Origin of the sequence: Rahnella perminowiae (genome assembly GCF_019049755.1) — a bacterium.
Taxonomy (GTDB): domain Bacteria; phylum Pseudomonadota; class Gammaproteobacteria; order Enterobacterales; family Enterobacteriaceae; genus Rahnella; species Rahnella perminowiae.
Genome location: NZ_JAFMOS010000510.1, coordinates 1 through 13,282, shown reverse-complemented (window position 1 = coordinate 13,282; position 13,282 = coordinate 1). Strand labels below are relative to the sequence as shown.

The 13,282-nt window shown below is 49.6% G+C and carries 8 protein-coding genes and 1 pseudogene; 8 read left to right on the top strand and 1 reads right to left on the bottom strand.

Going from position 1 to position 13,282, the window contains the following annotated elements; all coding sequences use genetic code 11:
• Positions 1 to 137: 137 nt before the first annotated feature.
• The gene (gene ycaO, locus J1785_RS10825; RefSeq protein ID WP_217139093.1) at positions 138 to 1,901 is read right to left on the bottom strand and encodes a 30S ribosomal protein S12 methylthiotransferase accessory factor YcaO; all 1,764 of its coding nucleotides are present in this window, start codon (positions 1,899 to 1,901) and stop codon (positions 138 to 140) included.
• A 497-nt stretch (positions 1,902 to 2,398) separates the two neighbouring features.
• On the opposite strand from ycaO, the gene serC reads away from it, so the two are divergent.
• From serC to lpxK, 8 genes and pseudogenes are all read left to right on the top strand, one after another.
• Complete coding sequence (gene serC, locus J1785_RS10820) at positions 2,399 to 3,484, top strand: 3-phosphoserine/phosphohydroxythreonine transaminase (RefSeq protein WP_129952488.1); 1,086 nt, start codon at positions 2,399 to 2,401, stop codon at positions 3,482 to 3,484.
• 104 nt (positions 3,485 to 3,588) lie between these two features.
• Positions 3,589 to 4,872: a 3-phosphoshikimate 1-carboxyvinyltransferase gene (aroA, locus tag J1785_RS10815; RefSeq protein WP_129952784.1), complete on the top strand. Its 1,284-nt coding sequence runs from the start codon at positions 3,589 to 3,591 to the stop codon at positions 4,870 to 4,872.
• Between the two features lie 197 nt (positions 4,873 to 5,069).
• Positions 5,070 to 5,768: a (d)CMP kinase gene (gene cmk / locus J1785_RS10810; RefSeq protein WP_129952489.1), complete on the top strand. Its 699-nt coding sequence runs from the start codon at positions 5,070 to 5,072 to the stop codon at positions 5,766 to 5,768.
• 156 nt (positions 5,769 to 5,924) lie between these two features.
• A complete protein-coding gene (gene rpsA / locus J1785_RS10805) occupies positions 5,925 to 7,598 on the top strand; it encodes a 30S ribosomal protein S1 (protein ID WP_095925166.1) in 1,674 nt (557 codons plus the stop codon).
• Positions 7,599 to 7,655: 57 nt separating this feature from the next.
• A pseudogene (gene ihfB / locus J1785_RS10800) lies at positions 7,656 to 7,943 on the top strand (integration host factor subunit beta); the annotation flags it as partial.
• Between the two features lie 239 nt (positions 7,944 to 8,182).
• A complete protein-coding gene (locus tag J1785_RS10795; RefSeq protein ID WP_269154563.1) occupies positions 8,183 to 10,462 on the top strand; it encodes a ComEC family protein in 2,280 nt (759 codons plus the stop codon).
• A 38-nt stretch (positions 10,463 to 10,500) separates the two neighbouring features.
• Positions 10,501 to 12,249, top strand: coding sequence for a lipid A ABC transporter ATP-binding protein/permease MsbA (gene msbA, locus J1785_RS10790; RefSeq protein WP_129952491.1), 1,749 nt, complete (start codon positions 10,501 to 10,503; stop codon positions 12,247 to 12,249).
• A complete protein-coding gene (gene lpxK / locus J1785_RS10785) occupies positions 12,246 to 13,235 on the top strand; it encodes a tetraacyldisaccharide 4'-kinase (RefSeq protein ID WP_129952492.1) in 990 nt (329 codons plus the stop codon). The genes msbA and lpxK overlap by 4 nt, the downstream gene beginning before the upstream one ends.
• The last annotated feature ends 47 nt before the right edge of the window (positions 13,236 to 13,282 follow it).

The following is a 13,282-nucleotide window of genomic DNA, read 5'->3' as shown; positions in this document are numbered from 1 at the left end:
TTTAGTTGCCGAGTCAAACTTTTGTGCATAAATAGAACAGCAAAAGTTTAGGCTTTTTAGTGAACGGATGCTGGCTCTATAAATAAAAAACCGGCAGTAAATCCTGCCGGTTTTAAAGGATTCATCGTGTCAGTGGATCAGGCTTTCGACCAGTGGCGACGTTTGGCGACTTGCAGCTTTTCATATGCGCCAAGCAGCGCCTGATGGGCAGGTAATGCTTTCAGCTCAGGGTCGACAGCAAACAAACTGTGGAAACGGACTTCTCCACTGATAGCCGCTGAAGCATCCTCAACCGCTTTCTGACCATACATTTTCACGAAAGCGTTATAGTACTGAGCCGGCTCGCGTTCTGCTTCCAGAGAGAGTTGCAGCAGGGTTTGCAGGCAGCGGTAATAATTGTTGCGCTCATCGCTGTAAACAGAAGAGTTGAACTCATGCGACCATTCAGCCCACGTCAGCGCCTGATCCAAATCACCACCGGCCAGTGCCAACATAGATTTCAGCTCACCGACACGTAAGGTATACCAGCCGTTGTCTTTGCCGCTGGCAATACCCAGCAGTTCACGAACACGGGTAAAATCATCCAGACCTTCATCATCAAGCTGTGTGATCATCTCAAGATAGGTTTCTTTTGGCAGATCACTGTCTGGTAATGCCAGCAGTTGATCACGCAGATGCGCACCCATGCTGTTATTTGCCAGCAGTAAATCTTCAGCAGGATAAATGTCAGACATGCCCGGAACGATAATACGGCAGGCATAAACATCCAGATGCTCGTAATCGGCGATATACACTTCAGCATCTTCTTTATCGAAGATAGCCATGAGGGTCGCAAATTCTTCTTCAGTGGTACCGCTGAAGCTCCAGTCAGCAAACGGATAGTCGGCGTCCTGCTTGAACATATCCCACGAAATCAGACCGCTTGAATCGATGAAATGGGTTTCAAGGTTGGCATGTTCGGCAACTTCTTCATCGTCGAAAGTCGGTGCGGTGAAGACATCCAGATCTTTCAGGCTGCGGCCCTGCAGCAGCTCAGTCACCGTACGTTCCAGTGCTACGCCAAAATCAGGGTGTGCGCCAAAGGAGGCGAAACAGGTGCCGTTAGCCGGATTGAACAGAACCACACAAATGACCGGATAATTGCCGCCCAGCGAGGCGTCATAAGAAAGGATAGGGAAACCTTCTTCTTCCAGTTTTGCGATGGCTTCAACCACACCAGGATAGCGCGCCAGAACCTCCGAAGGGATTTCAGGCAGACTAATTGATTCAGCAATAATACGGTTTTTCACATAACGCTCGAAGACTTCTGACAGCCCCTGTACCCGAGCTTCATTGGCAGTGTTGCCTGCTGACATGCCGTTGGAAACGTAGAGATTACCGATGATATTCATCGGAATATAAACAGTTTGCAGATCCGACTGACGGGTAAACGGCAGGGCACAAATACCACGATCAGGATTGCCGGATTGCAGGTCGATCAGATCACTGGCCACCAGTTCTTTATCGGCATCATAAAATGCATGCAGGCGCTCATCCAGAATACCCACCGGCAGGCTGTCGTCTTCCGGAAGCGGGAACCACTTCTCGTTCGGATAATGAACGAAATCACCCTTAGCGATTTCTTTGCCCAGATAGAAATCCGCGAAGAAATAGTTAGTCGACAGACGCTCAAAGTATTCACCCAAAGCAGAAGCCAGTGCGGCTTTCTTGCTGGCACCTTTACCGTTGGTGAAGCACAGCGGGCAGTCGCGATCGCGAATGTGCACTGACCAGACGTGGGGAACCGGATTCAGCCACGAAGCTTCTTCGATATTAAAGCCAAGATCGGTGAGTTTTTGTTGGAAGCGGGAAATGGAGTCTTCCAGCGCCGCGTCTTTACCAGGAATAAAAGTTTGGGTCATTGAGTTCACTTTTGAGCGTGCTAAAAACGCGCAATGATACGGGGTTTTGCGCATGAGCTCCATGTATTCGTGTTAAGAATGTAATCGCGTTGTAACGCGCTTAGCTTATCGGCGAATCTGGTAACCACTGGCGGATCTCTGCTTCAGACAGCATGAAGATGTCGGACCGGGGAGGTCGGCAGGTATAATGGTTAGAGGACGCTTATGCTCACGATGCCTGTCATCGGTGTAGCCTGATTAAATCCTTCAAAGTCGGGTAAAAGCTGCTTATTCAAGGTGCCAGAATATCACCTGGGTGAGGGCGCTGAGCACGGTGCGGGTGTGAACAGATAATCCTGTAAAATCAGCTTTCCAGGGAGGAATGAACCTTGTGACCAACTTCTCATCGCTGTTTATCAGTTCATGATCAATAACCGTTGCAGACTGCTTGTCCCGGATGATAAAACCGTTAAATTAATGATTACTATGTGGCTGTCTCAGAGAAGTGGTGAGGGGAAATGACTCAGGTTTATAATTTTAGTGCAGGCCCGGCAATGATCCCGGCTGAAGTGTTGCGTCGTGCAGAACAGGAACTTTGTAACTGGCACGGACTGGGTACCTCGGTGATGGAAATCAGTCACCGCAGCAAAGAATTTATCCAGGTGGCTGAAGAATCCGAAAAGGATATCCGTGACCTGCTGAATATTCCCTCGAACTATAAAGTGCTGTTCTGTCATGGTGGCGCACGTGCGCAATTTGCCGCAGTACCTATGAACCTTTTGGGCGATAAATCCTCCGCTGACTATATCGACGGTGGTTACTGGGCACACAGCGCAGTCAAAGAAGCGCAAAAATATTGCACGCCTAACGTGATTGACGTTAACGCCACGATCGATGGCAAACGTGGTATTTTGCCAATGAGCGAATGGAAACTGAGTGCAGATTCTGCCTACGTTCATTACTGTCCGAATGAAACCATTGATGGTATCGCTATCGATGAAATGCCTGATTTTGGTGACAAAATCGTGGTAGCCGATTATTCATCCTGCATCCTCTCCCGCCCGATTGATGTCAGCCGCTTTGGGGTAATTTATGCCGGTGCGCAGAAAAATATCGGTCCTGCGGGGCTGACCTTGGTTATCGTCCGCGAAGATCTGTTGGGTAAAGCGCGCACAGAATTGCCTTCTATCCTCGATTATACCGTTCTGGCTGAGAACGATTCTATGTTCAATACTCCGCCAACGTTCGCGTGGTATTTGTCAGGCATGGTGTTCAAATGGTTGAAAGAACAGGGTGGCCTGCGTGAGATGGAAAAACGCAACCGCGCAAAAGCCGAACTGTTGTATGGCGCCATTGACCATACCGGTTTCTATCGCAACCCTGTCGCCGATGCGAACCGTTCGTGGATGAACGTTCCTTTCCAGATGGCGGACGCCTCTCTGGATAAACTGTTCCTTGATCAGGCGCAGGAAGCGGGTCTGCATGCATTAAAAGGCCATCGTGTGGCTGGTGGTATGCGCGCATCTATTTATAATGCGATGCCTGTTGAAGGCGTAAAAGCACTGACCGACTTTATGGCTGAATTCGAAAAACGTCACGGTTAAGTGTGCTGGCTTCCGGGCCCGCAGAATGCTTGAGTAAGAAGCCTTAAAAATGACCCCGGCTCAATGTCCGGGGTCATTTTATGAAAAAAAGAATTGGAGAAAGCGTGGAATCCCTGACATTACAACCTGTTGCGCTGGTTAACGGCAGCATCAATTTACCGGGCTCAAAAAGTGTTTCTAATCGCGCACTTTTGCTGGCTGCTTTTGCACAGGGCACTACCCGCCTGACTAACCTGCTCGACAGCGACGATGTGCGCCATATGCTGACAGCACTGACTCAGTTGGGCGTCACGCATCATTTATCTGCGTCCAGGACAGAGTGTGAAATCGAAGGTCTGGGCACGGCTTTTTCCAATGCTAAAGGTCTGGAGCTGTTTCTGGGGAATGCCGGTACCGCTATGCGTCCGCTGGCTGCGGCGTTGTGCCTGGGTGAGCAGGATGTGGTGCTGACCGGTGAGCCGCGCATGAAAGAGCGTCCGATCGGGCATCTGGTCGATGCGCTTCGTCAGGGCGGTGCACAGATTGATTACCTTGAGCAGGAAAACTATCCGCCTCTTCGCCTGCGCGGTGGCTTTAGTGGTGGTGACGTCAGTGTCGATGGCAGCGTTTCAAGCCAGTTCCTGACGGCGCTGTTGATGACAGCCCCGCTGGCAGGTAACGACACTACCATTCAGATTAAAGGTGAACTGGTTTCCAAACCTTATATCGATATCACGCTGAACCTGATGAAAACCTTTGGTATTGACGTCGAAAATCACGGATACCAGAAATTCAGCATCAAAGGCCGTCAGCAGTATGTGTCTCCGGGTTCCTATCTGGTCGAAGGCGATGCGTCTTCTGCGTCCTATTTTCTGGCCGCTGCGGCGATTAAGGGCGGTACGGTTCGCGTGACCGGAATCGGCAAAAACAGTATGCAGGGCGATATTCGTTTTGCAGATGTACTGGAAAAAATGGGTGCGACTATCCACTGGGCTGAGGATTACATCGAATGTACCCGCGGTGAACTTAAAGGCATTGATATGGATATGAACCATATTCCGGATGCAGCAATGACCATTGCTACTGCGGCGTTGTTTGCCGAAGGTCCGACGACGCTACGTAATATTTATAACTGGCGTGTTAAAGAGACTGATCGACTGACGGCGATGGCGACTGAGTTGCGTAAGGTCGGAGCAACAGTGGAAGAGGGCGAAGATTACATTCGCATTGATCCGCCTCATTCGCTGAGGTCTGCCGACATTGGCACCTATAATGATCACCGGATGGCGATGTGTTTTTCGCTGGTGGCCTTATCTGATACGCCGGTGACCATTCTTGATCCGAAGTGTACCGCGAAAACGTTCCCTGACTATTTTGAACGTCTGGCAGCAATCAGCACACTGGCATAACTTTTCACGAGGTTGCCCTTGTATAAACGGACATCCAGGATGTCCGTTTTTTTATTTTTCAGGCTCAGAACCGTCCGCTTTTTAGGCAACTGAAAAATGTGGGGTAACAGTTGCAGCAAAGGCAGCGTATAATGCCGCTCCTGAATTAGTCCTGTGAGACTAATGAAGCGGGTATCCCCCACCGAAAGGAGACAAAAATGACGGCTTTAGCCCCGGTAATCACCGTTGATGGGCCAAGTGGTGCAGGCAAAGGTACGTTGTGTAAAGCGCTTGCCGAGGCCTTTAACTGGCATCTGCTGGATTCCGGCGCGATTTACCGCGTTTTGGCGCTGGCAGCTTTGCATCATCAGGTTGATATTGTCTCAGAAGAGGCGTTAGTTCCGCTTGCCGCACATCTCGACGTTCGTTTTGTGGCTCAGGACGGGCAATTGCACGTTATTTTAGAAGGTGAGGATGTTACCAATGAAATCCGCACCGAAACGGTAGGCAATACTGCGTCTCAGGCGGCGGCGTTCCCCCGTGTTCGTGAGGCATTATTGCGCAGGCAGCGCGCATTTCGCGATGCGCCGGGTCTGATTGCTGATGGCCGCGATATGGGTACGGTGGTTTTCCCTGATGCACCGGTGAAGATATTTCTGGATGCCAGTTCGGAAGAACGTGCAAACAGAAGAATGCTACAGTTGCAGGAAAAAGGCTTTAGTGTTAACTTTGAACGGCTTTTAGCCGAGATCAAAGAACGCGATGACCGTGATCGTAACAGGCCTATCGCGCCTTTAGTGGCTGCTTCCGATGCACTGTTGCTGGATTCAACCAGTATGTCTATCGACGAAGTCATCGAAAAAGCACTGGCTTATGCCACAGAAATTCTAGGATTACCGCAAAAACAAACCCGGTAATCTGGCCTTAATCTGGTGCTGAAGAATATTCAGTGCCGGTTTTGGCTATAGTTTTTTTTAACCTCGCCGCAAGGATCTGTAGCGGGGCATTTGAAACAACCCCATCCAGCAGGACGCCAGATGGACGTTAAACTTAAGAACCTAAAGATTATCAACATGACTGAATCTTTTGCTCAACTCTTTGAAGAATCCTTAAAAACAATCGAAACCCGTCCTGGTTCCATCGTTCGTGGTGTTGTTGTGTCTATCGACAAAGATATCGTACTGGTTGACGCCGGTCTGAAATCTGAGTCTGCAATCCCGGCAGAACAATTCAAAAACGCACAGGGCGAACTGGAAATCCAGGTTGGCGACGAAGTTGATGTTGCGCTGGACGCTGTTGAAGACGGCTTCGGTGAAACTCTGCTGTCCCGTGAAAAAGCTAAACGTCATGAAGCTTGGATCACGCTGGAAAAAGCTTACGAAGAATCTGCAACTGTTACCGGTGTTATCAACGGTAAAGTTAAAGGCGGTTTCACTGTTGAGCTGAACGGTATCCGTGCGTTCCTGCCAGGTTCACTGGTAGACGTTCGTCCTGTTCGCGACACGCTGCATCTCGAAGGCAAAGATCTTGAGTTCAAAGTCATCAAACTGGACCAGAAACGCAACAACGTTGTTGTTTCCCGTCGTGCAGTAATTGAGTCTGAGAACAGCGCAGAGCGCGATCAACTGCTGGAAAACCTGCAGGAAGGCATGGAAGTTAAAGGTATCGTTAAGAACCTCACTGACTACGGTGCATTCGTTGATCTGGGCGGCGTTGATGGCCTGCTGCACATCACTGACATGGCTTGGAAACGTGTTAAACACCCAAGCGAAATTGTTAATGTTGGCGATGAAATCACTGTTAAAGTTCTTAAATTTGACCGTGAACGTACCCGTGTATCACTGGGTCTGAAACAACTGGGCGAAGATCCTTGGGTCGCTATCGCTAAACGTTACCCAGAAGGTACTAAACTGACGGGTCGCGTGACTAACCTGACTGATTACGGCTGCTTCGTAGAAATCGAAGAAGGCGTTGAAGGTCTGGTTCACGTTTCTGAAATGGACTGGACTAACAAAAATATCCACCCATCTAAAGTGGTTAACGTGGGCGATGTTGTTGAAGTTATGGTTCTGGATATCGACGAAGAACGTCGTCGTATCTCCCTGGGCCTGAAACAATGCAAAAACAACCCATGGCAGCAATTCGCAGAGACCCACAACAAGAACGACCGTGTTGAAGGTAAAATCAAGTCAATCACTGACTTCGGTATCTTCATTGGTCTGGATGGCGGCATCGACGGCCTGGTTCACCTGTCTGACATCTCCTGGAACGTTGCAGGCGAAGAAGCAGTACGTGAATACAAAAAAGGCGACGAAATCGCAGCTGTGGTTCTGCAAGTTGATGCAGAACGTGAACGTATCTCCCTGGGCGTGAAGCAACTGGCTGAAGATCCATTCAATAACTACCTGTCTGTTAACAAGAAAGGTACTATTGTTACTGGTAAAGTCACAGCAGTTGACGCCAAAGGTGCTACAGTTGAATTAGCTGGCGGCGTAGAAGGTTACCTGCGCGCTTCAGAAGCTTCTCGCGACCGTATTGAAGACGCAACTCTGGTTCTGAGCGTTGGTGATGAAGTTGAAGCTAAATTCACCGGTGTTGATCGTAAGAACCGCGTAGTAAGCCTGTCCGTCCGTGCTAAGGACGAAGCAGACGAGAAAGATGCAATCGCTGTTGTTAACAACAAACCAGACGAAAGCAACTTCTCTAACGCTATGGCTGAAGCGTTCAAAGCGGCAAAAGGCGAGTAATGACGGGGGGCGGCTCAGTCGCCCCGAAACGGTAGTTTAGCTGCAAAGCTTGGAGGTACTATGACCAAGTCTGAACTTATTGAAAGACTTGCTGGCCAGCACTCTCATATCCCGGCGAAAGCTGTTGAGGATGCAGTGAAAGAGATGCTTGAGCATATGGCTGCAACCTTGGCTGATGGTGAACGCATCGAAATCCGTGGGTTTGGCAGTTTTTCTCTTCACTACCGTGCTCCGCGTGTTGGGCGCAACCCTAAAACTGGCGATAAAGTCGAGCTGGACGGCAAGTATGTTCCTCACTTTAAACCAGGTAAAGAGTTGCGCGACCGCGCGAATATTTACGGCTAAGGCTTGCGCCTGGACGTAAATGTCTGCCTATAGCGAACGTAAAACGGTACCTTTCCAGGTGCCGTTTTTTTTGCCTTACGACTAATGAATTGATCTCTCTTTCAATTCTGATCACAAAATATTTGCGTAACGTCTCCCAGCGTTTCGGTCTCCTGCTTGTCTCTTCTTCGCGTGAAAACCATACTCCGGCACGAAAATATGTCTGAACAACGTGAAGGAAGTAAAACATCAAAATCTCACTGGACGAGGCTGCTTTAGCGGTTATTGCCGGCATGATGCCGCTGCTCATTTTTTCTGAACTCCCCAGCGTTATTCAACGGGTTATGCTGTGTCTTTGTGCATTCTGTTGTTTCAGACTACATCACAGAATATTCAGCCTGATAGCGATCGGTCTGCTGAGTCTCAGTTGGGCTTCATTTCAGGGCGATATTCAACTTCATCAGATTTCAGCGCTTCAGGGCACAAAACGGCATGTTATCGCAGCGGTAGAAAGTATTAATCTCGGGAACACCAGCACGTCCTCTGTACTCTTCAAGATTGAAAAAGTTGAAGGTAAAATCCTCTTTCCACCGATCATGTTCCGCACTAACTGGGATGAGGGAGGGCAAGAACTTTTTGCGGGTCAGCGCTGGGATATGACCGTCAGCTTGCGTCCCGTCCATAGCATGCTCAATGAAGGCGGATTTGATGCCCAGCGCTGGGCGCTGGCTCAGCATGCGCCATTGACAGCAACGGTCCGCCACAGTCAGCCAGTTGACGCGAAAAGTTCGCTTCGTCAGCAGTTTATTCAGCGGGTGCAGCAGAAGATGCCGCTGATGGAAAATACGCCTGTGCTGATCGCACTGGCCTTTGGCGAAAAAGGATTAATAGAGAGGGCAGATAAGCTGCTGTTGCAACAGACGGGCATCGCCCATCTGGTGGCGATATCAGGTTTACATATCTCCGTGGCGGCATTATTCGGATGGTGGCTGGCACGTGGCATACAGTTTTTGATGCCGGTAAAGATGATTGACTATCGCTTTCCGTTATTGGTGAGCGTCGCTTTTCTGCTGACCTACACCTGGCTTTCCGGAGGCAACGCACCTGCAGTTCGTGCAGCGTTAGCGGTATCGATGTGGATCCTGCTGCGTCTGTTCCGTGTCCGCTGTCATCCGTGGCAGATATGGCTTTGGGTGGTTGCCATGCTTTTGCTGGCCGATCCTATGAATTTATTATCTGACAGTTTCTGGTTGTCATGCTTTGCCGTGGGGGCACTGGTTTTCTGGTTTCAGTGGGCACCTTTGCCGGCAATGTTTCAGCAGGCATGGTATTGGGCATTTTGCCGCTGGGGACATTTGCAGGTGGGGATGACGCTTCTACTCTGGCCCCTGCAGGTCTGGATTTTCCATGGCATGAACCTCTTTTCGTTTCCGGCCAATATGTGGGCCGTGCCGGTTGTTTCGCTGTTCACCGTCCCGCTGGTATTACTGGCCTTGTTGATGAGCGCCGTGCCCTATACATTAGGAGGTTACGTCCAGGCTGTGCTCTGGCAACTGGCTGACGTTACCCTGAGGCTGGCCCTGTGGGGGGTTAAAGCATTACCTGACGGCTGGACCCCATTGAGTGAATCCTTTCTGGTCGTGAGCCTGATGGGATGGCTGGTGCTATTGTGCTGGCGGATTTGCCCGTTGAGATATTGTTTTTCACTTTTGCTGTCTCTTTTCGCGATTTCTTTCGTCTGGATGAACAGAAATCCACCAGAGCGCTGGCGGATTGATATGCTTGATGTCGGGCACGGCTTGTCTGTTCTTATCAGCAAAAATGGCAAAGGTGTTCTTTATGATACCGGCAACAGGTGGGAAGGCGGATCAGCCGCTGAACAAAATATTATTCCGTTTTTAAACTGGAAGAATATCCAGCTGGAACAGATAATTATCAGTCATGATGACAAAGATCACCGGGGTGGGTTAACCGTATTGCAAAACCGATACCCTGCTGCCAGCGTACGTGAAAGTACCCTTTCTGATCAGCATCATCTGAAATGTATCGCGGGCGAGCAATGGCGGTGGCAGGGGTTGGATTTTGAAGTGTTGTGGCCAGAGAAAATGTCCGGCGATGCCCGGAATAACGACAGCTGTGTTATCCGCATTGATGATGGTTCATTCAGTTTGCTGCTGACCGGCGATATTGAAGCTGAAACGGAAAAAGCGCTGGTCAGGAAGTTGCGAAACACATTACGAGCCACGGCACTTCAGGTCCCTCATCATGGCAGCAATACTTCATCGATACCCCCTTTTCTACGGGCAGTCAAGCCGGTTATCGTACTGGCATCAGCCTCCCGTTTTAATAAATGGCATCTGCCGGCACATAAAGTTGTTAGCAGATACAACAAAGCGCGTTATGACTGGCATTCAACATCTGTATCGGGTCAACTCAGCCTCTTCATTTTTGATGATTATTGGACAATTAAAGGCTTACGCGAGCAATTAATCCCCCGTTGGTACCACCGCCAGTTTGGAGTATCTGCAGATAATGAGTAGAATAGACCGCTATTTCTTTCGATGCTGGTTGATATTGCATGATGAACGATAAAGATCTCTCCACATGGCAGACATTCCGTCGTCTGTGGCCGATGATCACACCTTTTAAAGCCGGGCTGATCGCTGCGGCTATTGCGCTGGTCGCAAACGCCGCCAGTGATACTTTCATGCTGTCTTTGCTGAAGCCGCTACTTGATGACGGTTTTGGTAAAGCTGACCGCTCCATACTACTTTGGATGCCCCTGGTCGTTATCGGTCTGATGATTGTGCGCGGTATCAGTGGCTATATTTCGAGTTACTGCATTTCATGGGTTTCGGGCAAAGTCGTGATGCATATGCGTCGCCGTCTGTTTGGTCACATGATGAGAATGCCCGTGGCATTCTTTGACCAGCAATCCACGGGTACCTTACTTTCCCGTATTACTTATGATTCCGAGCAGGTCGCGTCTTCGTCTTCCAGTGCGCTGGTGACTGTTGTACGAGAGGGGGCGTCAATCATTGGTCTGTTTGTGATGATGTTCTATTACAGCTGGCAGCTTTCTGTAATCCTGTTAGTGATTGCGCCGATTGTTTCTGTTGTTATCCGCGTGGTGTCTAAACGATTCCGTAATATCAGTAAGACAATGCAAAACACCATGGGGCAGGTGACGACCAGTGCAGAACAGATGCTGAAAGGGCATAAAGAAGTATTGATCTTCGGTGGTCAGAAAGTTGAAACCGCGCGTTTTGATAAAGTGAGTAACCGTATGCGCCAGCAAGGTATGCGCATGGTTTCCGCCTCTTCAATTTCAGACCCGATTATTCAGTTGATCGCTTCTCTGGCACTGGCATTTGTGTTGTATGCGGCAAGCTTCCCGTCGGTGATGGAAACGCTTAGTGCGGGTACTATCACCGTTGTGTTCTCTTCTATGATTGCCCTGATGCGCCCCTTGAAGTCACTGACTAACGTGAACTCCCAGTTCCAGCGCGGTATGGCAGCTTGTCAGACGCTGTTCTCCATTCTGGATATGGAACAGGAAAAAGATGAGGGCAAACTGGAAGTCAAACGCGTAAAAGGTGATGTCGAGTTTAAAAACGTGACCTTCACTTATCCGGGGCGTGATATTCCTGCTTTGCGTAATATTTCCTTCAGCCTGCCGGAAGGCAAAACCGTTGCACTGGTTGGTCGCTCAGGTTCAGGAAAATCGACAATCGCGAATTTGCTGACCCGTTTCTATGACATTCAGGAAGGTGAAATCCTGATGGATGGCCATGATCTTCGGGAATATACGCTGTCGTCATTACGTGATCAGGTGGCCCTCGTTTCTCAGAACGTTCATCTGTTTAATGACACCATTGCCAATAATATCGCTTACGCCCGTACGGATATGTACTCCCGCGAAGAAATCGAAAAAGCGGCGACGATGGCTTACGCAATGGACTTTATCAGCAAAATGGATAAAGGGCTGGATACGGTCATTGGTGAAAATGGCGTTCTGCTCTCTGGTGGTCAGCGTCAGCGTATTGCTATTGCTCGTGCTTTATTGCGTGACTCACCGGTTTTGATACTTGATGAAGCGACATCGGCCCTTGATACCGAATCTGAGCGTGCTATTCAGGCTGCGTTGGATGAGCTGCAGAAAAACCGCACATCACTGGTGATCGCACACCGTTTATCTACTATCGAAAAGGCCGATGAGATTCTGGTAATCGAAGATGGTTGCGTGGTGGAACGTGGTTCTCATGCGAGCCTGCTTGAAGAGCGTGGTGTTTACTCACAACTCTACCGGATGCAATTTGGGCAATGATTGATCGTATCTGGTCAGGCAAATCACCGCTATATCTTGTACTCCTGCCCCTGGCATGGCTTTACGGTCTGATCGCGAATCTGATCCGTTATAGCTATAAAGCCGGGCTGAAAAAAAGCTGGCGGGCCCCGGTGCCCGTTGTGGTGGTCGGTAACCTGACCGCCGGAGGAAACGGTAAAACACCGGTGGTTATCTGGCTGGTTGAAACATTGCAACAGCATGGTTTTCGTGTTGGCGTTGTTTCTCGCGGTTACGGTGGGAAAGCGGAACGCTATCCGCTTCTCCTGAACGAGAATACGTCAACTGCGCAAGCGGGTGACGAACCTGTCCTGATCTTTCAAAGAACAGGGGCACCGGTTGCGGTGTCTCCTGTTCGCTCTGATGCCGTGAAGGCATTGCTTGCGGAGCATGAGCTTGACATCGTGATTACCGACGACGGGCTGCAGCATTATGCACTGCAGCGTGATATCGAAATTGTCGTCGTCGACGGTGTCCGCCGTTTTGGTAATGGTCACTGGTTACCTGCAGGCCCGATGCGTGAACGCGAATCGCGTCTGCGTTCAGTCGATGCGGTGATTACAAATGGTGGTACCGCACAGGCTGGTGAACTGGCCATGATCCTTGAGCCAGGTAAGGCGGTAAATTTGGCTACGGGAGAGCAGCGTGATGCCGGTAGCTTAAAAAATGTGGTTGCTATGGCGGGGATTGGACATCCGCCTCGTTTTTTTGCCACGCTTAGACAGCTAGGGGTTGTCCTGCAAAAGGAAATCGCTTTTTCTGATCATCGGACTTATTCCGCCACACTCCTTTCTGCCGTAATACAACCTGGCCAGACTCTCCTTATGACTGAAAAAGATGCGGTGAAATGCCGGGCTTTTGCGCAACCTGACTGGTGGTATTTGCCGGTTGAAGCAAAGATTACAGGGAGGAAAGCCGAGAAATTACTGCAAAAAATATCAGATCTGATTTTAGAAAAAAGGCCTTAAGTGCGCTGAATGACCTTAAAGCTGCACCTTGTATAAAAAAATTAAGC